This window comes from Streptomyces sp. NPDC029292 (assembly GCF_055569295.1).
The window spans coordinates 129,440-148,892 of record NZ_JBVHXR010000019.1; the positions used below are offsets into that span (position 1 = coordinate 129,440).

At 70.2% G+C, this 19,453-nt stretch carries 18 protein-coding genes; 9 read left to right on the forward strand and 9 right to left on the reverse strand.

The annotated features are described in order from the left end of the window. Positions 1–75 precede the first annotated feature (75 nt). On the reverse strand, positions 76–693 hold the full coding sequence (locus tag ACZ4WS_RS34635) for a TetR/AcrR family transcriptional regulator (RefSeq protein ID WP_467986750.1): 618 nt from the start codon (positions 691–693) through the stop codon (positions 76–78). A gap of 205 nt (positions 694–898) precedes the next feature. Here ACZ4WS_RS34635 and ACZ4WS_RS34640 point away from each other — a divergent pair, with 205 nt between their 5' ends. From ACZ4WS_RS34640 to speB, 3 genes are all read left to right on the forward strand, one after another. Continuing rightward, on the forward strand, positions 899–2,311 hold the full coding sequence (locus tag ACZ4WS_RS34640) for a purine-cytosine permease family protein (protein ID WP_467986752.1): 1,413 nt from the start codon (positions 899–901) through the stop codon (positions 2,309–2,311). Beyond that, entirely contained in the window at positions 2,308–3,132 is an 825-nt protein-coding gene (locus tag ACZ4WS_RS34645; protein ID WP_467986753.1) for an MBL fold metallo-hydrolase, read from the forward strand. The genes ACZ4WS_RS34640 and ACZ4WS_RS34645 overlap by 4 nt, the downstream gene beginning before the upstream one ends. A 277-nt stretch (positions 3,133–3,409) precedes the next feature. Beyond that, positions 3,410–4,396: an agmatinase gene (speB, locus tag ACZ4WS_RS34650; RefSeq protein WP_467986755.1), complete on the forward strand. Its 987-nt coding sequence runs from the start codon at positions 3,410–3,412 to the stop codon at positions 4,394–4,396. 299 nt (positions 4,397–4,695) lie between these two features. On the opposite strand, the gene ACZ4WS_RS34655 is transcribed toward speB, so the two are convergent. The 6 genes from ACZ4WS_RS34655 to ACZ4WS_RS34680 all read right to left on the reverse strand — a co-directional run bounded on the left by ACZ4WS_RS34655 (position 4,696) and on the right by ACZ4WS_RS34680 (position 10,889). Beyond that, on the reverse strand, positions 4,696–4,818 hold the full coding sequence (locus ACZ4WS_RS34655) for a hypothetical protein (RefSeq protein ID WP_467986756.1): 123 nt from the start codon (positions 4,816–4,818) through the stop codon (positions 4,696–4,698). A gap of 215 nt (positions 4,819–5,033) precedes the next feature. Next, positions 5,034–5,774 (reverse strand): VOC family protein, encoded by a 741-nt coding sequence (locus tag ACZ4WS_RS34660; protein WP_467986757.1) that lies wholly within the window; start codon positions 5,772–5,774, stop codon positions 5,034–5,036. A gap of 251 nt (positions 5,775–6,025) precedes the next feature. Then, on the reverse strand, positions 6,026–6,925 hold the full coding sequence (locus ACZ4WS_RS34665; protein ID WP_467986758.1) for a 3-hydroxybutyryl-CoA dehydrogenase: 900 nt from the start codon (positions 6,923–6,925) through the stop codon (positions 6,026–6,028). 47 nt (positions 6,926–6,972) lie between these two features. Next, positions 6,973–8,151 carry an acyl-CoA dehydrogenase family protein gene (locus ACZ4WS_RS34670; protein ID WP_467986760.1) on the reverse strand — a complete coding sequence of 393 codons (1,179 nt, stop codon included), beginning with the start codon at positions 8,149–8,151 and terminating at the stop codon, positions 6,973–6,975. Between the two features lie 75 nt (positions 8,152–8,226). Next, entirely contained in the window at positions 8,227–9,384 is a 1,158-nt protein-coding gene (locus ACZ4WS_RS34675; RefSeq protein WP_467986761.1) for a CaiB/BaiF CoA transferase family protein, read from the reverse strand. Continuing rightward, the gene (locus ACZ4WS_RS34680) at positions 9,381–10,889 is read right to left on the reverse strand and encodes an aldehyde dehydrogenase family protein (RefSeq protein WP_467986762.1); all 1,509 of its coding nucleotides are present in this window, start codon (positions 10,887–10,889) and stop codon (positions 9,381–9,383) included. Before ACZ4WS_RS34680 ends, ACZ4WS_RS34675 begins: the two co-directional genes overlap by 4 nt. A gap of 176 nt (positions 10,890–11,065) precedes the next feature. Between ACZ4WS_RS34680 and gabT the strand changes: the two genes are divergently transcribed. Then, positions 11,066–12,445, forward strand: a complete 1,380-nt coding sequence (gene gabT / locus ACZ4WS_RS34685; protein ID WP_467986763.1) for a 4-aminobutyrate--2-oxoglutarate transaminase — start codon at positions 11,066–11,068, stop codon at positions 12,443–12,445. 3 nt (positions 12,446–12,448) lie between these two features. Here the strand turns inward: gabT and ACZ4WS_RS34690 are convergent, their stop codons facing one another. Then, positions 12,449–13,969, reverse strand: a complete 1,521-nt coding sequence (locus ACZ4WS_RS34690) for a PucR family transcriptional regulator (protein WP_467986765.1) — start codon at positions 13,967–13,969, stop codon at positions 12,449–12,451. A 73-nt stretch (positions 13,970–14,042) separates the two neighbouring features. Then, a complete protein-coding gene (locus ACZ4WS_RS34695) occupies positions 14,043–14,627 on the reverse strand; it encodes a TetR/AcrR family transcriptional regulator (RefSeq protein ID WP_467986766.1) in 585 nt (194 codons plus the stop codon). 312 nt (positions 14,628–14,939) lie between these two features. Here ACZ4WS_RS34695 and ACZ4WS_RS34700 point away from each other — a divergent pair, with 312 nt between their 5' ends. The 5 genes from ACZ4WS_RS34700 (at position 14,940) to ACZ4WS_RS34720 (ending at position 19,006) form a co-directional block, all read left to right on the forward strand. After that, positions 14,940–16,385, forward strand: coding sequence for a purine-cytosine permease family protein (locus tag ACZ4WS_RS34700; protein WP_467986768.1), 1,446 nt, complete (start codon positions 14,940–14,942; stop codon positions 16,383–16,385). 328 nt (positions 16,386–16,713) lie between these two features. Further along, on the forward strand, positions 16,714–17,079 hold the full coding sequence (locus ACZ4WS_RS34705; protein ID WP_467986770.1) for an MBL fold metallo-hydrolase: 366 nt from the start codon (positions 16,714–16,716) through the stop codon (positions 17,077–17,079). Between the two features lie 279 nt (positions 17,080–17,358). Then, complete coding sequence (locus tag ACZ4WS_RS34710; protein ID WP_467986771.1) at positions 17,359–17,601, forward strand: hypothetical protein; 243 nt, start codon at positions 17,359–17,361, stop codon at positions 17,599–17,601. An 83-nt stretch (positions 17,602–17,684) separates the two neighbouring features. Further along, the gene (locus tag ACZ4WS_RS34715) at positions 17,685–18,071 is read left to right on the forward strand and encodes a hypothetical protein (RefSeq protein WP_467986772.1); all 387 of its coding nucleotides are present in this window, start codon (positions 17,685–17,687) and stop codon (positions 18,069–18,071) included. 14 nt (positions 18,072–18,085) lie between these two features. Further along, positions 18,086–19,006, forward strand: a complete 921-nt coding sequence (locus ACZ4WS_RS34720; RefSeq protein ID WP_467986773.1) for a carbon-nitrogen hydrolase family protein — start codon at positions 18,086–18,088, stop codon at positions 19,004–19,006. Positions 19,007–19,453 lie beyond the last annotated feature (447 nt).

Sequence of the window (19,453 nt, forward strand, 5' to 3'; positions counted from 1 at the left end):
TTGCAGCCCTCCTGAAGCTGGGGCAATTCGCCGAGTGCCTGCTTCGTACGCCGCGTTCCAGAGCGCCCGCCCGGGTCATGCGGGCGCGGATCGCAGGCTTCCCTCGGGCATGCCGACCTCGCGTTCCACGGTGTCCCAGACGAGGGTGTGGACGTCACCGTAGGGGGTGTCGGCTCGCATGGACATCTGGACCAGGACTCCGTCGACGAGGACGAGGATGCGCAGGGCGCTGACGACCGGGTCGGCCAGCTGGAAGGCGCCCTCTGCCTGGCCTCGCCGGAGGATCTCCGCCAGGACGTCGAGACCGTCGAGCATGCGCCGGTCCACTTCCACCGCGAGTTCGGGACGGCGCGGGGCGGCCACCCAGGCGCTCATCCAGACACGAGCCGCTTCCCTCCCCATCGCCAGCGCCCTGCCTACGAGCGCAGTGAGCGCCTCGGCGGGAGGCAGTTCGTGCAGAGCTTGTCGGTTCAGGCCGGTATGCGCGGCCGCGGCCTGGGCGAAGGCGGCGACGACCAGGTCGTCGACCGTGGGGAAATAGTGATGGATCAACCCGGAGGTCACGCCGAGAACGTTGGCCACGTCCCGGGATGTGATGCGGTCCAGACCCACGGTGTCCGCCAGTGACAGGGCCGCGTCGATGATCTCTTGGCGGCGCTCCTCAGGGGATCGGCGGGTGCCCTTCTTCAGCATGCCGGACAGTCTATTGATCTCCCGCTCAACGCGAAACGTGCCGACCGGGCCCGCTCCGCGGCGATCACCGCCGGGAAAGGCAGTCGCAGGTATTGACGCCCCCAACCCCACTCTGTTGAATATCCGCTCAACAAGCAGTTGAGCACATGTTCAACGAGGAGGTGTCGAGATGTCCGCTTCGGGAGACACCCGGACACGAACAGCAATGCCATCCGGCCCGAACGGCGGATCAGCCCCACAGGACGCCTTCGGCAGGATCGAGACCCGAGGCATCGACCACGTCCCCGAGGACGAACGGCACGGGCGTCCCTTCGAGCTCTTCCCGGTGTGGCTGTCGTCCAACGTCGGTTACCTCTACATCCTGCTGGGCGGCGCCCTGTCGGTCCTGGGCCTGAGCGTCGCCCAGTCGTTCACCGTGTTGATCCTTGGCAGTCTGTTCTGGGGGCTGGTCGGGCTCCTCGCCGTCAGCGGTCCCGCCTCGGGCACACCGAGCCAAGTCGTCACCCGTGCCTTGTTCGGGATCCGGGGCAACCGGATCTTCGGTGCCGGCTTCCAGTGGCTGGTCGCCGTCACCTACGAGGGCATCAACCTCGCCATCGGTGCCCTGGCCGGCTTCACGCTGCTGGACTCGTTCGGCCTCCACCCCGCCGACTGGACCAAGGTCACGCTCACCGTGGTGATCGGCGTCGCCGCTTTCGCCCTCAGCTTGTACGGGCACGCCACGATCGTCCGCTTCAGTGTGCTGTTCTCCGTCGTGCTGGGCGCCTGCGGGCTGGTCCTCGGTGGCTTCGTCTCCCAGCACGCGACCCTCCACCCGGCCCACTTCACCGCACTGCACGGCCACGCCCTGTGGGCGGCGGCCTGCATCGGCCTGGCCCTCATCGCCTCCGCGCCGCTGTCCTGGTCGAACGGCGCCGACTACGCCCGTTACCTGCCCCGCGACGTCAGCAAATGGAAGGTGGCCCTCAGCACGGCCGCAGGCGGCTTCCTGCCCTCCGTGGTGATGGGCGGCATCGGCATCCTCGCCGGGACCGCAGTCGACATGAGCGACCCGCAGAACTCCATGCGCGCCATCGTCCCCGGCTGGTTCTACACCGTCTTCCTCGCGGTCATCGTCGTCGGCTCGGTCACCAACAACGTCATGACCACCTACTCCTCAGGGCTGGCGCTGCAGTCCCTCGGCGTCCGGATGAGCCGCGCGCGCTCCGTGTACATCGACGCGCTCATCGGCGGCGCCCTGTGCGCCTACGCCCTGCTCTCCCCCAGCTTCCTCACGTCCCTCAACAACATCCTGGCCCTCACCGTCACCTTCCTGGGCCCGCAGATGGCCATCTACGCCACCGACATCGTCCTGAGACGCAACCGCTACGACGGCCTCGCACTGCACCAGGAGCACCCCGGCGCCCCGTTCTGGTACCGACGCGGCTACCACCCCGCCGGCATCATCGCGCTGGTCACCGGCACCGTCGTAGCGCTCCTGTTCGTCGACACCACGCTCTTCGTGGGGCCGGGCACCAGTGCTCTGGGCGGTCTCGACCTGTCGGCGCTGCTCGGCCCGCTCACCTCCGCCGCCGTCTACTGCCTGCTCAGCAAGAACCGGGAGACGGCCCGCCCGTGACTCCCCAGCGCCCGCACGGCACCCCCGCCACACCAGCGTCTTCCCCCGCACTGCCGGTTGCCGACACCTGGTTCACCACCACACGGATCGATGACGCCATCACCCGGATCCACGAACCACACGTGCACCCCTTCCTGCAGGCCAACACCTGGTACATCCGGGGCCGAGACCGCAGTCTCCTCATCGATACAGGCCTGGGCGTGGCACCACTGCGCCCAGCGTTTCCGCAGCTGTTCGCCGACGAACCCATCGTCGTGATCACCCACGGCCACCTCGATCACATGGGCGGCGCCCACGAGTTCGCCGACTGCCGCGCACACCGGGCCGACCCCATCGAGACCCCACCGCCCGGAGCCCTGGCCTCCGCCGCCCTCTTCGACGAGCTCGGCATGGCGGCAACCGACGCCGGGACCGTGCCGCACCTGCTGGTCTCGGCCCTTCCGCACGAGAACTACGACCCGGGCACCTACCGGCTGCGTCCAACCCGGGTAAGCCGGCATCTGGTCGAGGGCGACACCATCGGCCTCGGCGACCGCGACCTCACCGTCCTCCACCTGCCCGGCCACAGCCCCGGCAGCATCGCCCTGTACGAGCCGGAGACCCAGACCCTCTTCTCCGGCGACGTCGTCTACGACGGCCGGCTGCTCGACGACATCCACGGCGCCGACCCACGCGCGTACGTAGCCACCATGGGCCGTCTGACGGAGCTGCCGGTCCGCGTCGTCCACCCCGGCCACGGCCCGTCCTTCGACGGCGCGCGCCTGCGCGAACTCACCAGCGCATACATCGCCTCACGTCGCGTCACCCAGGACGTGGCGTGATGGCGCAGTCGGGGAACCCCCTGGCCGGGAGCCGGAGCCCGAAGACATCCGCGTCAACGCCACCGCTCCCGGGGTCATCAACACCCCCGCAGCTCCATGTCGACGCCGACAGCGCGGGACTGACCCCCGACGACATGCGCATGCACTACGCCGACACCATCCCCCTCGGGAGGACCGGCCAACCGGAGGAGACCGCCTCCGCGGTCACGCTTCTCACCGCCCCTCGAATCGGCTCCGCCGTGGGGCAGACCATCCAGATCAACGGAGGATCCATCCGATGCCACACGTGAACGACCCCCAGGCAGACTCCGGCCACACCGCCACTCGGCCCGTCGGCCAGACCGACGGCCACAGCAGTCCCCGCTACGCCGGCCTGACCACCTTCGCCCGGCTCCCCCGGATCGAAGACGTGCCCGGCCACGACGTCGCCGTGGTCGGCGTCCCCTTCGACGCCGGCGTGACCTTCCGCCCCGGAGCCCGCTTCGGCCCCGCAGCCATCCGGGAAGCCTCGCGGCTCCTGCGCCCCTACAACCCCCGGCTCGACGTGCTGCCGTTCCGCGACCAGCAGGTCGTCGACGCGGGAGACCTGCCCTGCAACCCCTTCGACATCGCCAAAGCGAGCAAAGAGATCGAGGACGGCGCCTACGAGCTGATCCGCGACGGCGCCCCTCTGGTCACCCTCGGCGGCGACCACACCATCGCCTATCCCCTGTTGCGTGCCATGAACAGGGTCCACGGGCCGGTCGCCCTGGTGCACTTCGACGCCCACCTCGACACCTGGGACACCTTCTGGGACGCGCCCCTCACCCATGGGACCCCCTTCCGCCGGGCTGCGGAAGAGGGCCTTTTCCTCCCCGGTTCCAGCGCGCACGTCGGCATACGCGGATCCCTGCACGATCCTCAGGACCTCATCAGCGACGCGGAACTGGGATTCACCATCGTGCACTGCGCCGACCTGGAGACCCTGACCGTCCGCGAGATCGTGACCCGTCTGCGGGAGCAGATCGGCGACGCGCCCCTGTACGTGTCCGTCGACATCGACGTGCTGGACCCCGCCCACGCCCCTGCGACCGGCACCCCGGAGGCAGGAGGCATGACCAGCCGGGAACTCCTCGGCATCATCCGCGGCTTCAAGGGCCTCAACCTCGTCGGCGCCGACGTCGTCGAAGTCTCCCCCGCCTACGACCACGCCGACATCACCAGCGTCGCCGCAGCCAACCTCGCCTACGAGTTCGTCTCCCTGTGCGCTCGAGGATCCCGATGAGCCCTGCACCCGCCCAAGCTGTGGCCTGGCCCGACAGTATGCGTGCCGCAGCCTGCTCGTGGTCTGAGCGGGTCGCGTTCGGCGATGGTCGCCGGATGTTGCACGGTCTTACCCACGTCGTAGCGGGCGGCTGCCCTCGGTTTTCCGAGCCGAGCGGTCGTCCTGGGCCTGGTCGTGAGGGTTTGGGTGCACGGGCGAGACAGGCGGGGTGAGGGCGGAGGTTCCGAAGTCGAAGTCGAGCACCTTCACATCCACCTGCCGCGCGTGCTGAAGGCAGCCGCGTCATGATCTGCTCGCCGTCAGTCCGCCGAGCGCGGACGGTCCAGCTCGTCCCCGATCGCCTTGCGCAGCGGATCGTGCTGCGGACCGAGCGCGAACTGTTTGTCGGACCACCTGTCGCGGGGATGGAGCCACACCGGCATACCCACCAAGTCGGTCGGTTCCCACTCGAACCGTGGCGGGCGACGTGCGTGGCCAGCCAGGGAGTTGAGCTTTGTGGTCGGCGAGCGAGCTGATCTCGCCCCACACGCAAGCTCTCGCCGCCCGAATCGACCGAGACGCCACAGCCCAACCCACCCGGGTCCATGGCGCATGAGCACACAAGGCACACGTGTCGGGGTGTCGTTGAGGCTCCGCGTCAGGACGGGGCGAGGACGCAGAACTCGTGGCCCTCCGGGTCGGCCAGGCACGTCCAAGGGACGTCGCCCTGGCCGAGGTCGAGGTCGGTGGCGCCGAGGGCCCGCAGCCGGGCCACCTCCGCCGCTTTGTCGTCACCGGGGTACGGCAGCAGGTCAAGGTGGACGCGGTCCGGCACGGTCTTCACGCCGGGCGTGCGGAGGAATTCGAGGTACGGGCCGACACCCTTGGCAGAGCGCAACACCGCCTGATCGTCGGTCACCTCGTGCAGGGTCCAGTCCATCGCCTCACCCCAGAACCGGGCCATGGCCCGCGGATCCGCACAGTCGACCACCACCGCGGCGATCGGACCGGTGTCCTGGTAGATCTCCCGAGGCTCCAGCACGCAGAACTCGTTGCCCTCGGGGTCGGCGAGGACCGTCCACGGCACGTCGCCCTGGCCCACGTGGGCGGGCGTCGCACCGAGAGCCTGGAGGCGCGCGACCAACTCCGCCTGATGGGCCGCAGAGGTGGTGGCGAGATCGAGGTGCACACGGTTCTTTGTTGCTGTCTTGGGTTCCGGGACGGGAACGACGTCGATGCAGACGGCGACCGGGTCCGGCCAGACGATGCCGCCGACGGGTCCCACGTAGGTGGTCACGCCGGGGCTGTAAGCACTCCAGCCGAGCGCCTCCGCCCAGAACCGGCCGACCGCCAAGCCATCAAGAGCCTTTATGTTCACCTGAACAGGTCGCAGTGCCATGCCGGTGATCCTATGGACTCTGCAACGACATCCGCAGGTACCGTCGCAAACAGAGATCAACTCGCTCACCGACCACAGCGGCTCAGCTCGCCGGCCAGAGCGCTCGCTCCCGCCAGGTCAACTGCTCACTCGCCAGATGAAGCGCCAGGTCACAAAAGGCGGCCGTCGCCCAGGGCCAGGCACTCACTCGTGGCGGCCGGCGTCCCGAAATCCCGTCTTTTCCCGGGTCGGTCCATCGTCACCAGCCCTCGTCAGCGGGGGGTGTAGTCGTGGAAGCCCCGGCCGGTCTTCCTGCCGAGGAGACCGGCGTCGACCATCCTCAGCAGGAGCGGTGGCGGGGAGTGCAGAGGTTCCTTGAACTCCTCGTACATGGACTCGGCGATGGCCTTGAGGGTGTCGAGGCCGATGAGGTCGGCCAGGCGGAGCGGACCCATCGGGTGGGCGCAGCCGAGGACCATGCCGTCGTCGATGTCGGCGGCGGAGGCGAAGCCGGATTCGAGCATGCGGACAGCGGAGAGGAGGTACGGCACGAGAAGGGCGTTGACGACGAAGCCGGCCCGGTCCTGGGCGCCGATGACCTGTTTGCCGAGTGCGCCGGTGACGAAGTCCCGGGCCCGTGTGCGGGTCTGCTCGCTGGTCAGCAGGGAAGGCACCAGCTCGACGAGGCTCAGCACCGGCACCGGGTTGAAGAAGTGGACGCCGATGACCTGTTCGGGCCGCCCGGTGGCCATGGCGAGCTTCATCACGGGGATGGAGGAGGTGTTGGAGGCGAGGATCGCGCTCGGGTGGGTGACCACCCTGTCGAGGGCGGCGAACACCTCGGTCTTCACCTGCTCGTCCTCCGCCACCGCCTCGACGACCGCGTCGCGGTCGGCCATGTCCGCCAGATCCGTGGTGAACCGGATCCGGCGGAGCGTGGTGTCGCGTTCGGCCTCGGTGAGCTTGTGGCGGCGTACGGCGCGGTCCAGGGACGCGGCGATTCTGCGGTGTCCGTCCTCGACGGCTGCGGGGCCCGTCTCGCCGACGACCACGTCCAGTCCCGCGCGGGCGCACACTTCCGCGATACCGCTGCCCATGAGTCCGGCGCCGACGACGCCGACGCGGCGGATGTCGTCGGTGGTGGAAGGGGACATGGACGTGGGCATGGCCATGGAGGCCTACTTCCCTGACTGAGGCGGACGGGGACAGAAGACGGCGGTCAGCGGAAGGCCGCCTGGCCGGTGATCGCCTGGCCGACGACCAGCGTGTGCATCTCGCTGGTGCCTTCGTAGGTGAGGACGGACTCCAGGTTGTTGGCGTGCCGCAGCGGCGAGTACTCCAGGGAGATGCCGTTGGCCCCGAGAATGGTGCGGCACTCCCGCGCGATGGCGATCGCTTCCCGTACGTTGTTGAGCTTGCCGACGCTGATCTGCTCGGGCCTGATGCGGTGCTGGTCCTTGAGCCGGCCCAGGTGCACGGCGAGCAGGGCGGCGTTGCCCAGGGTCACGCTCATGTCGGCGAGCTTCTTCTGGGTGAGCTGGAAGGCGCTGATCGGCTTGTCGAACTGGACGCGGGAGTCGGCGTACTCGATGGCCGCCTGGAGCGAGTCGCGGGCCGCGCCGACCGCGCCGAACAGGATGCCGAAGCGGGCCTCGTTCAGGCAGGACAACGGGCCGCGCAGACCCTCCGCGAGGGGCAGCCGCGCCGCGTCGGGCAGCCGTACGTTGTCGAAGTACAGCTCCGAGGTGATGGACGCGCGCAGCGACATCTTCTGCTTGATGTCCTGCGTGGTGAAGCCGGGCGTGCCGCGCGGCACGAGGAAGCCGCGGACGCCGTCCTCGGTCTGCGCCCAGACGGTGGCCACGTCGGCGATGCCGCCGTTGGTGATCCACATCTTGGAGCCGTTCAGGATCCAGTCGGCGCCTTCGCGGACGGCCCTGGTGCGCATGCCGGAGGGGTTGCTGCCGAAGTCGGGTTCGGTCAGCCCGAAGCAGCCGATCGCCTCACCGGCGGCCAGTCGGGGCAGCCACTCGTTCTTCTGCTCCTCCGAGCCCCACTTCCAGATCGAGAACATCGACAGCGAGCCCTGCACGGAGACGAAGCTGCGGAAGCCGGAGTCCGCCGCCTCCAGTTCCAGGCAGGCAAGGCCGTAGCTGACCGCGTTCGTCCCGGAGCAGCCGTACCCGTCGAGGTGCATGCCGAGGACTCCCAACTTGCCGAGTTCCGGGGCGAGTTCGCGGGCGAAGTACGCGTTCTCGAACCACTCGCCGAGGTGCGGGCGCACCCGGTCGGCGAGGAACTTGGCGACGGTGGCCTGGATCTCGCGCTCCTCGTCGGTGAAGACGGAGGAGAGGTCGAGCAGATCGAGGGGGTCCTTCATCGGCTTGGTGCCGCTCATCATGTGCTCCTGGTGATCGGGTCGAGGGTGGTGTTACGAGTCGAGCCAAGCGGTGTCGAGCCAGGCGGTGTCGAGTCAAGTGGCGTCCAGCCAGGCCGTGAGGTCGTCGGTGTGCTCGCCGAGCCGGGGCGGACGGCGCTCGTACCGGGGCGGGGTGCTGGAAAGCCCGATGGGGTTGGACACCAGGTCCATCGGGGGCCCGTCCGGTGCGGAGAGCGTCGTACGCGGGCGGAGGCCGAGCTGCTCGGCCAGGTCGAAGGCCTGGGAGAGGTCGTTCACGGGGCCGCAGGGCACGCCCAGCGGGGTGAGCCGGCCGAACCAGTCGGCCGCGGTCCGGGCGGACAGCAGCTCGCCAAGTCGCTCGGCCAGTTCATCGGCATGGGCGACGCGGTCGGTGTTGGTGGTGAAGCGGGGGTCGGCGGCGAGATCGGGAGCGTCCAGCCCCTGGCACAGGGCCACGAACTGCCGGTCGTTGCCGACGGCGACGACGAGCGGCCGGTCCTGGGCCTGGAACACCTCGTACGGCGCGATGGACGGATGCCGGTTGCCGAGGATGCCCGGCACCTTCCCGGCCAGGGTGTAGCCGGCCGCCTGGTTGACCAGGCTGGACAGCAGGCAGGACAGGAGGTTGACCTCGACGTGCTGGCCCTCGCCCGTCGCGTCGCGGTGCCGCAGTGCGGCCAGGACACCGATCGTCGCGTGCAGTCCGGTCAGGACGTCCACGACGGCCACGCCGGTCTTCACGGGCTGCCCGGGGGCCGGCCCGGTGAGGCTCATCAGGCCGCCGACCGCCTGGATCAGCAGGTCGTAACCGGGCAGGTCGGCGCCCGCGTCCGCGCCGAAACCGGTCACCGAGCAGTAGACGAGGCCGGGGTTGAGCGTCCGCGCGCGGTCGTAGTCGAGGCCGTACTTCTCCATCGTCGCGGGACGGAAGTTCTCGAACAGGACGTCGGCCCGGCGGACCAGTTCCACGGCCCGTCGCCGGTCGCGCTCGTCACGCAGGTCGAGCGTGAGGGAGCGTTTGTTGCGGTTGACGGAGAGGTAGTAGGTGGCCTCGCCCTGAGCGTGCGGGGGTCCCCAGGCCCGGGTGTCGTCCCCGGTCGCGGGCTGCTCGACCTTGATGACGTCGGCGCCGAGGTCGGCGAGGAGCATCGTGGCGTACGGGGCTGCCAGCACACGTCCGAAGTCGGCGACCAGCACCCCGGACAGCGGGAGCCCGGGCAGCGCGCTCACCGTTCCCGCCCGCCCGAGCCGCGCAGGTAGACGGTCTTGGTGCGGGTGAAGAAGTCGCGGGCGGCTCGCCCCTGTTCCTTCGGCCCGTAGCCGCTCTGCTTGGCGCCGCCGAAGGGAACGTGCGGATCGGCCCCGGCCGTCTCGGAGTTGATGTGCAGTATGCCGACGTCGAGCCGCTCCACGGCGGCGGTGACGGCCCGCAGGTCGTCGGTGAAGACGGCTGCCGACAGGCCGAAGTCGCCGTCGTCGGCGAGGGCCAGGGCCTCGCTCACATCCGCTGCCCGGCGGACCGCGAGCACGGGGCCGAACAACTCCTCGCGCCACAACGGGTCTTCCCCCGCCAGCTCGATCACGGTGGGCGGCAGGAAGGCGCCGGTCATGCGGTCGTCGTCATAGGGGCGGCCACCGGTGAGGACGTCGGCTCCCGGGCGGGCGGCCGCGGCGTCCACGGCCTGCTGGATGCCGTCCCGGGCCTGGAGGGAGATCACGGGGCCCATCTCGGTGTCCTCGGCGAGGGGGTCGCCGACCCGCAGCGCGGTGGCGCGTTTGGTGAGCAGGGCGAGAAACTCGTCGGCGACGGGCTCCGCCACGACGAGCCGGGAGGTGGCGGTGCACTTCTGGCCCGAGGAGCGGAAGGCCCCGGCCAGCACCTCCCCCGCGGCCAGTTCGAGGTCGGCGTCGGCGAGCACGACCGCCGCGTTCTTGCCGCCCATCTCGGCCTGTACAGGCCGGGCCAGCCGACCGCAGGCGGCGATCAGACCCCGGCCGACCGAGGTCGACCCGGTGAACGTCACGGCGTCCACGCCCGGGTGCTCGACCAGTCGGCCACCGAGGCTCCCGTCACCGATGAGCAGCGACAGCACGCCCTCCGGGAGCCCGGCCTCGACGAGTGCCTCGGCCAGCCGCACGGCCAGCAGGGGAACGACGCTGGCGGGCTTCCACACGACGGTGTTGCCGTAGCCGAGCGCGGGGGCGATCTTCCAGGCCGGGATCGCGACGGGGAAGTTGAACGGGGTCACGACCGCCACGACGCCGACCGGGCGGTGGATCACTTGGATCTGTTCGCCGGGCCGGGGTGAGGCGAACACCTCGCCGACGGGACGGGACGCCTCACCGGCGTAGTAGCGGAGGATCTCCGCGGCCCGCCGTACCTCGCCGATCCCCTCGGGCCGGGTCTTGCCCTCTTCCCATGAGAGTTCCTCGCCCCACTGCCCGGCGTGCGCGTCGAGGATGCCGGCCGCCCGGTCCAGGATCGCGCCGCGTACGTGGTGCGGAGTGGCCGCCCAGTGGGGGAAGGCGTCGCGCGCGGCGGCGACGGCCCGGTCCAGGTCGTGGTCCCGGGCGAGCCGGCCGACCGCGACCGTCTCGCGGGGAAGTGCCGGGTTGACGTCGACCAGTTCGTCGCCGTCGCCCTCTCGCCACTGCCCCGCGACCAGGTGCCGCAGGGACCGGACCGACGGGGGGACTCCGCCCGCCGTCGGGCTGTTGTCCGTGCTCTGTCGCATCGGATTCCTTTCCGTGGACGTGGAGGCCGTCATTGTGGGGAGCGGGCGGACGGCGGCGCACTGGACGGAATGTCCCGCGTTAGAGGGTCCGGGCACGCCGATCCGTCCATGGCCCCGGCGGTCGCGCGGTGCTTGGCTCGGCCTCCCCATCCCCGCACATCCCCGGAGGACGTCCCATGCCCGGTGCTTCCCGACCGGTCGGCGGTCCCGACCTCGAACAGGTACGGCGGATCGTCACCGAGATCCCCGGCCCGCGCTCGCGTGAGCTGCTGGCCCGTCAGCGGACCCTGGTCCCGGCCGGGGTCGGCGCGACCCTGCCGGTGTTCGTGGAGGCGGCCGGCGGCGGTGTGATCGTCGACGCGGACGGCAACTCCTTCATCGACTTCGGCAGCGGTATCGCCGTGACGACCGTGGGCAACTCCGCCCCGCGCGTGGCGGAGCGCGCCGCCGCGCAGCTGCGCCGGTTCACCCACACGTGCTTCCTGGTCAACCCGTACGAGTCGTACCTGGACGTGTGCGAGAAGCTCAACGAGCTCGCGCCGGTCCCCGGCGAGAAGCGCACCATCCTGGTGAACTCCGGCGCCGAGGCCGTCGAGAACGCCGTCAAGATCGCGCGGGCCGCCACCGGCCGACCCGGCATCGTCGTCTTCGACCACGCCTTCCACGGCCGCACCCTGCTCACGATGAGCCTCACGGCCAAGAACAAGCCCTACAAGCAGGGCTTCGGCCCCTTCGCGCCCGAGGTCCACCGCGCGCCGATGGCATACCCGTACCGCTGGCCCACCGGCCCCGAAAACTGTGCCGAGGAGGCGGCCGACGCCCTGGAGGACCTGCTGGACCGCCAGGTGGGCGCGGACAATGTGGCCGCTGTGCTGGTGGAGCCGATCCAGGGCGAGGGCGGCTTCGTCGTTCCCGCGCCCGGGTTCCTGCCCCGGGTCGCCGAGATCTGCCGGGCCCGCGGCATCCTGCTGATCGTCGACGAGATCCAGGCGGGCATCGCGCGCACCGGACGGATGTTCGCCTGCGAGTACGAGGGTGTCCGGCCCGACCTGATCACCACCGCGAAGGGCCTGGCCGGCGGTCTGCCGCTGGGCGCGGTGACCGGCCGCGCCGAGCTGATGGACGCGGTACCGGCCGGCGGACTGGGCGGCACGTTCAGCGGCAATCCGGTGGCCTGCGAGGCCGCTCTCGGTGTCTTCGAGGAGATCGAGGCCCACGGTCTGCTGGAACGGGCCCTGGAGATCGGCGACGCCATGCTCGAACATCTGAGCAAGCTGAGCGACGTGCACTCGGTGATCGGGGAGGTACGCGGCCGGGGTGCGATGGTCGCCGTCGAGCTGGTGGAACCCTTCGGCGACCGGGTCCCGGCCCCCGACCTCGCCGCCCGGATCGCCCGGCGCTGCCACGCGGAGGGCCTGCTGGTCCTCACCGCCGGCAGCTACGGAAACGTACTGAGGTTCCTGCCGCCGCTGTCGATCTCCGACACCCTGCTGGAGGAGGGCCTGGCCATCCTCGGCGAGGCCCTCGCCAAGGAGACCGCGTCCGCCGCCGTATGACCCCTAGCCGGGCTCCTGCCACACCGACAGTGCCAGCAGGAGCTCGGCGCGGACGTGCGCCGAGTCGAGGTCGATGCCGAGAACCTGCTGGATCCGTTCGACGCGGCTGCGCAGGGTGTGCCGGTGCACGGACAGGGCCGCCGAGGCCGCCTCCCACTGACCGTTGTGTTCGAGGAACGCCCGTAGCGAGGCGACCAGTTCGGTGCCCTGCCGGGTGTCGTACGCCGAGAGCGGGCCCAGTCGGGCCTCGGCGAGGGACTCCAGTGCCGCTCTCACCTCGGGGCTGGTGGCCAGCGTCTGTCCGGCCAGCGACTCGAAGGACACGAGGTCCGCAACCCCACGCGCCTGTGCCGCCGAAGCGGCGTTCAGCGCCTCCCGAAGAGCCACCGGCCCACTTCCCGGATCCTGTACGTCGCTCAGCCCGGCCCAGGTGCGGGAGCGCGGGTGGGCCGGTGCACCGCCGGCGAGGGCTCGCGCCGTCTCCGTGTGGCCGCCGGGCAGCAGCACCACCGCGCTCCCCTCGTGCACGACGCCGAACAGGGGCAGCCCGCGCCGGTCCAGCTCCTCCCCCGCCCGCTCCAGAGCCCGCCGAGGGCTCCCGCCCCGCAGCACCAGGACGCGCACGCCGTCACGGACCGGGAAGCCCGCCTCGGTGAGGTGGTCCACGGCGGACGCGGCCGGGAGGGATCCGTCCAGCAGCATCCGCAGGAAGAGGCCGTTCACGCGGCCCTGCTCGTCCCGCAACCGCGAGGGCTTCTCCGCCTCCAGGGCGATCAGCGACGCGGCGTGCCCGAGCAGGAGGTGGTCGACCGGCGTGAGCGGCCGGTCCGTGACCAGGACCAGCCGGCCGTGCACCCGGGGGCCCACCCGCACCTGCTGCGCCGCCACCACTCCGTCGGGACCGCTGCTCACCACCGCCGCTGCCTGATCCGCCGGGCCCAGCCTGGCGAGCAGTTCGGGTCCGGGGATGCTGGTGCCGGGAGGGTGCGAGGCGCGTGGGGTGCCGTCGTGGTCCAGGAAGACGACCGAGGTCGCGGTGGAGACGGCCAGCTCCCGCACGACGGCCTGGGCGCCGCCGTGCAGTGCGGCCCGGGTCATCCGGGGCTGGAGGCGTGATGCCCGGACCACGCCCTCGTACTGCTGCTCGGCCAACCGCTCCATGACCGCCTTGGTGACGGCCACGAACGGTGTGGGCAGAGGCACTTCGAGCAGTGGCAGACCGGCCGCCTCGGCCGCCTCGATCAGGACGTCGGGCACACGCGCGTGCGACAGGCCCACGCCGAAGCCGAGGGCGGCCACCCCGGCCTTCGCCAGGTGCCGTACGTAGTCCCTGCGGGCCTCGTCCGAGCCCGGCAGCCGCAGGCCGGTGGTGAGGACGAGTTCTCCACCGCCGAGCCACGGCACCGGGTCGGCGAGCTCGATGCTGTGCGCCCAATCAACCTCGCGGTCCAGGCCACCACGCCCGGCCAGCAACTTCAGCCGGAGTCCCTGGCGCCGCAGCAGCCAGCTGAGGGGCACGCCCATGCCGTTCACCTCCAGGATGCGTGAAGGAGACCTTCGTGCTCGGCCGGCGCAGGAGCACCGCGAGTGTCGTTCGTCAGGATGTCGGCGCCGGCCCGCCGTGGCCGCTGAGGGTGCCCGCGGTCAGTCCGACCTCGCGTTCGACCGCCTCCCAGACAATCTTGGTCACGTCGCCGTAGGACTTCTCGGCGCGCATGGAGATCTGCACGAGGACCCCGTCCAGCAGAACGAGAATCCGGAAGGCGCTCGCGCGGGGATCGGACAGTTCGAACACGCCCTCGTCCGCGCCCCGAGCGAGCAGGCCGGTCAGCAGGTCCAGCCCTACGACCATCTGCCGGTCGACCTCTTCGGCCAGTTCGGGGCGGCGCGGGGCCGCCACCCATGCGCTCATCCAGATGCGTGCGTGCCTGGTGGGGGCGTTGAGCTGCCGGCCCACCAGTGCGCACAGTGCCGGCAGGGCTGGAAGTGACTCGATGAGCGAGCGCACATCGTCGTGTTCGGCCGTGGCGAACTGGGCGAACGCCTCCATGATCAGCTCGTCCATGGACGAGAAGTAGTGATGGACGAGCCCCGATGCCACGCCGACGGATGCGCCGATGTCCCGGGAGGTCAGTCGGTCGAGCCCGACCGCGTCCGCCTGGTCGAGGGCGGCATCGATCATCTCCTGGCGTCGCTCCTGCGGTCTCAGCCGCCGCCCCTTGGTCCCCACTCGGCAATCCACCCCTCGGTCCCGGGCGGTCAGTCTATCCAGACCGTCAAATAACCACTATTGACCATACGGCCAACATTCTAGATCGAGGTGGGGATCCCGTCGAGTCGGCGGATCCTCGAGGTGGCAGCGGGTCTATTGCTTCGATCATCCATATCCCAAGATGCCGTGCGCGACCCATTGACAGGTCCAAGTGTCCTGCTGTTGGCTCCCTGCCCAACAGTCCTATTGGGCATTCGCTCAACGCAAGGCATGGTGACCTTCATGTCTGACACATCGCACGTCGCCGCAGAAGCCGGCCCCATGCAGCCGCTGGAAGCCGTCGACAGATTCGGCAAGGTCGAAAGCGTCGGCATCGAGCACATCGGTCCGGAGGGCCGCCATGGCCGCCCACGCGAACTGTTCGCGGTGTGGCTGTCGTCGAACCTCGCCTACTTCTACATCCTGGTGGGCGGCCTCCTGCCCGTCCTCGGGCTGTCAATGCTGCAGTCCTTCGCCGTGCTGTTCGTGGGCAACCTGTTCTGGGCGCTCGTCGGCCTGCTGGCCGTCAGCGGACCGAGCACGGGTGCGCCGAGCACGATCACCACACGAGCGATGTACGGCGTCCGCGGCAACCGCGTCTTCGGAGCCGGCGCGGTATGGGCCCTCTGTATCGCCTATGAGGGGCTCAACCTCGCGGTCGGCGCACTCGCCGGATTCGCTCTGGTGTCATTCGTCGGAGTGGAGACATCGTTCCTGGCCAAGGTGATCGTGGCCGTGCTCGTCGCCGCGGTCACCTTCACCATGGGCGTGTACGGGCACGCGACGATCGTCCGCCTGAGCGTGTGGTTCTCAGCGCTCCTGGGAGCCGGCACTCTGGCCCTGGGATTCTTCGTCGTGCAGCACGCGACGATGCATCCCGCGGGCTTCCATTCACTGGACGGCAGCAAGCTGTGGGCGTCCCTGCTGATCGGCCTGACCGCGGTCGCGGCACTGCCCCTGGGGTGGCCCGGCGGCTCCGACTACGCCCGCTACCTTCCGCAGACCGCCTCGCCGCGCGCGGTGGCCGGATGGACCGCCTTCGGCGGCTGGGTGCCGGCCATGGCCCTGGGAAGCATCGGGATACTGGCCGGGTCCGCGATCGACATGTCCGACCCGCAGACCAACATGCGGTCCATTCTCCCTTCCTGGTTCTACGCCGTCTTCCTCCTCGTCCTGGTCGTCGGGTCGATCACCAACAACGTCCTGACCGTCTATTCATCCGGGCTGGCTCTGCAGGCGATGGGCGTGCGGATCAGCCGGGCCCGGTCGGTGATCGCCGACGCGGTGCTCGGCGGAGCCCTCTGCGTGGCCGCGCTGGCCTCCAGCAGTTTCCTCACGTCGATGAGCAACGTACTCGCGCTCTCGGTCGCGCTCCTCGGCCCGTTCGCCGCGATCTACGGCGCCGACATCCTGCTGCGCCGCAACCGCTACGACGGTCCGGCCCTGCAGGACACCTCTCCGTCCGGCCCGTTCTGGTTCCGCAACGGTGTCAACTGGTCCGGCGTCATCGCCCTGGCCGCCGGGGCGGCGGCTGCCCTGCTGTGCGTCAACACAACGCTCTTCGTCGGGCCGGTGGCATCCGCGATCGGCGGCGGGGACCTCTCCGCGCTCGCGGGGACGGCGGTCGCCGCCCTCGTCTACACCGGCTGCAGCCTGCTGCTGGACAACCACCGCAAGGGGAACCTGTGACGGCGGACTGCCTCCCTGTCGCGGACCAGTGGTTCCAGGTCACGCAGGTCGACGACGGGCTCTCGGTCGTCACCGAGCCGCACGTGCACGAGTTCCTGCGAGCGAACATCTGGCATCTCCGCGGCAGCCATCGCGATCTCGTGGTGGACGCGGGCCTGGGGATGCTCTCCCTCCGGCAGGGGGTCCCACAGCTCTTCGAGCGGGACCCGGCACTAGTGGTGACCCATGCCCACCTGGATCACCTGGGCGGCGCCCACGAGTTCGACAGCTGCTACGCCCATGCGGCGGAGGCCGTCCACACCCCGGCACCCTGCGGGGCGAGCGGCTCGTGGGCACGCTCGGTCTGGAGGCGGCGTACGCCGAGGAGTTTCCAGAGCTTCTGGTGGACGCCGCGCCCGTCCCCGGGTTCGACCCGGACTCCTACGTGCTGCGCCCGCCGACGTCGTACCTGCCCGTCGAGGACGGAGATGTCATCGACCTCGGCGACCGCACGCTGACCGTCCTGCACCTCCCCGGCCACAGCCCGGGCAGCATCGCGCTGTTCGAGCCGGACCAGGGTGCTCTGTTCTCCGGAGACGTGGTCTACGACCTCCGTGAGGGCGCGGAACTCCTCGACGCGATCAGCGGCGCGAACGTGCCGGACTACGTCGACTCACTGACCCGGCTCGGCGACCTGCCCGTCTCCGTGGTCTAACCCGGACACGGCCAACCCTTCGGCCGCCGGCGCCTGCTCGAACTGCTCCACGCCTACGTCGACTCGCGCACCGTGCAGAGCCGACTCGACGAACACCATGATTCCCGCGAAGAGTCAGGTCCTGCCAGGACACTTCGGAACCGTTCATGCCCAGGACGTCGACATCCGCGAGAGCCTTCAGCCCGCCCGGGAAAGATCTGATGGAGCGTCACTCGCGGTCAGTGATGGCATGACGGACTCCGGCACCTGCTCGGCTGGGACGACGGCGCGATCGGCGCCATGATCACCTTCGGTACCGGTGGACCGTATGTCACGTTCCTCCTCGTGGTCGCCGCGGCCCTGTCGGCCCTGCTCACCGGCCGATGGCAGCCGGGCGGAACCCTGCAACCCGGTCGCAAGGGCATGCCCGTCAACGGACTGGCTTTCTGCCGGCTCACCTTCGAGACCGGCAACATCGCCTGGCCCCGCACAAGCCTCGCTCCACCCGGCGCGCCCACGTGGCAGGTCAGGGCGGTCGTCTGAGTCTTCGCCGTCCTCGCCGTCCTCGCTGGGCTCTACCTGACGATCGCCCGCCCTCTCCGCGATACACCTGCCGGGAGCGTTCTGTGAACGACATCGGCATCCTCGGAGCGGGCGGCATGCTCCTGCTCGTCATCGGAGACTGGTCCGGACTCTTCCTCTCCGTCTCACTCGGCAAGCCGAAGGGCTGGGCCCGCATCAAGGAGTGGACCCGGCTGCGGCAGGGCCACGTAGACGCCCTGGTCATCGGCGCCGTCTTCATGGCCACCGACGCCCTCTCCACGACCGGGCCCGTCACCTCGGCAGCCCTGCTGGTCTCCGGGTACTACATCGCGATCTCCACCGGTGCACTGGCCTGGTGGCCGGACCTGCCCGTCCGCAGCCCCTGGGCCGCCCGCGTCGATCTCGCCTGCCTCACCGCATTCGCCATCGCCTTGACCTGGGTTGCCGTGCGCACCATCGCCGACTGGTAAGGAGCCTTCTTCCCATGACCCGTATCTGTATCGTCCAGCAGCCCCCGCACATCCTCGACCTCGACGCCGGTACCGAGGCCGCCGTACGGCACATCGCCGAAGCAGCGGCGCTCGGCGCGGACCTCGCCGTCTTTCCCGAAACCTGGCTCGGCGGCTACCCCGCCTGGGTGTTCACGCTCGCCGGCTGGAACGACGCCGAAGCCCGCCACTGGTTCCAGCGGCTGGCCACGGCAAGCGCCACAGCCGAGGGCGACCACATGCAGGCCCTGCGCCAAGCCGCCGCCACCCACGGCATCAACGTGGTCATGGGCTTCAACGAACGGAGCAGACCCAACTCGGCCACCCTGTACAACAGCAGCGCCACCATCAGCGCCGACGGGGAACTCCTGGGTGTGCACCGCAAGATGCTCCCCACGCACACCGAACGCCTGGTGTGGACCCCGGGCGACGCTCACGGCCTGCGTGCGTACGACACATCGGCCGGCCGGGTCGGCAACCTGGTCTGCTGGGAACACTGGCACCCCATCGCCCGGCACGCGATGCACCACAGCGATGAGCAGATCCACGTCGCGCTCTGGCCCGACATGCCCGGCGCACACCAACTGGCCTCCCGCTCGTACGCCTTCGAGGGCCGCTGCTTCGTGGCCTGCGCCGCGACCTGGCTGCCGGTGGACGACGTACCGGAAGAGATCAGGGAAGCGTACGCCCGAGGGGTCGGCCCGGACTTCGACGGCGAAACGATGTTCCCGGGCGGATCAGGCGTCGTAGGTCCCGACGGTGAGTGGCGCACAGGGCCGGTCCTCGGCCCCGCCATGGTCGTAGCGGACATCGACCTCGCGGAGACCGTCGCCTACAAGCACGACCTCGATGTCACCGGACACTACGACCGGCCCGACCTTCTCCAATGGTCGATCCAGGACGCGCGGATGCGCTGACCGGATGCCCCGCGCCAAAAAGGAACACCACCGGCTCGCCGAGCACACACCGGCGCATCCTTGAAGAGGCCACGCTGCGTACCACCGACCGTCCGCACGGACATCACGGCGCAGAACCGCGCCCACCACGAGGAACTCGTCCCCGCACCCGCGGGGGTGGTTCCCCGACCCAGGCGAGGGTGACCGCGCCGGCGAGCTCGTCCCCGTCGGCGCGGGGGTGCGCCGAGCCCCACGCTGTACGCGTGACCGCGGTGCAGGTCCTCCCCGCCGACGCGGGGGCTCCTCGCTCATCGTGCGGGGCGCCGACGCCACGGGCATTGTCGCCGCCCGGTTCCGACCCCGACACCGGCAGCTGCCTTCGGTCGTGCTCTCGGCGAGCGCCAACAGCAGTGCCGCGATCGCCAGATCGATGGGCCGCGGCAGCGGCTGCGGAGAACGACCTGCGCG

Coding starts and splice junctions, on each gene's coding strand:
- speB (WP_467986755.1), top strand. CDS start 3,410: ATGCCACACGTGAACGACCCCCAGGCAGACTCCGGCCACACCGCCACT.
- ACZ4WS_RS34720 (WP_467986773.1), top strand. CDS start 18,086: ATGACCCGTATCTGTATCGTCCAGCAGCCCCCGCACATCCTCGACCTC.
- ACZ4WS_RS34635 (WP_467986750.1), bottom strand. CDS start 693: ATGCTGAAGAAGGGCACCCGCCGATCCCCTGAGGAGCGCCGCCAAGAG.
- ACZ4WS_RS34695 (WP_467986766.1), bottom strand. CDS start 14,627: ATGATCGATGCCGCCCTCGACCAGGCGGACGCGGTCGGGCTCGACCGA.
- gabT (WP_467986763.1), top strand. CDS start 11,066: ATGCCCGGTGCTTCCCGACCGGTCGGCGGTCCCGACCTCGAACAGGTA.
- ACZ4WS_RS34690 (WP_467986765.1), bottom strand. CDS start 13,969: ATGGGCGTGCCCCTCAGCTGGCTGCTGCGGCGCCAGGGACTCCGGCTG.
- ACZ4WS_RS34700 (WP_467986768.1), top strand. CDS start 14,940: ATGTCTGACACATCGCACGTCGCCGCAGAAGCCGGCCCCATGCAGCCG.
- ACZ4WS_RS34655 (WP_467986756.1), bottom strand. CDS start 4,818: ATGCCGGTGTGGCTCCATCCCCGCGACAGGTGGTCCGACAAACAGTTC.
- ACZ4WS_RS34640 (WP_467986752.1), top strand. CDS start 899: ATGCCATCCGGCCCGAACGGCGGATCAGCCCCACAGGACGCCTTCGGC.
- ACZ4WS_RS34660 (WP_467986757.1), bottom strand. CDS start 5,774: ATGGCACTGCGACCTGTTCAGGTGAACATAAAGGCTCTTGATGGCTTG.
- ACZ4WS_RS34670 (WP_467986760.1), bottom strand. CDS start 8,151: ATGAGCGGCACCAAGCCGATGAAGGACCCCCTCGATCTGCTCGACCTC.
- ACZ4WS_RS34710 (WP_467986771.1), top strand. CDS start 17,359: ATGATCACCTTCGGTACCGGTGGACCGTATGTCACGTTCCTCCTCGTG.
- ACZ4WS_RS34665 (WP_467986758.1), bottom strand. CDS start 6,925: ATGGCCATGCCCACGTCCATGTCCCCTTCCACCACCGACGACATCCGC.
- ACZ4WS_RS34680 (WP_467986762.1), bottom strand. CDS start 10,889: ATGCGACAGAGCACGGACAACAGCCCGACGGCGGGCGGAGTCCCCCCG.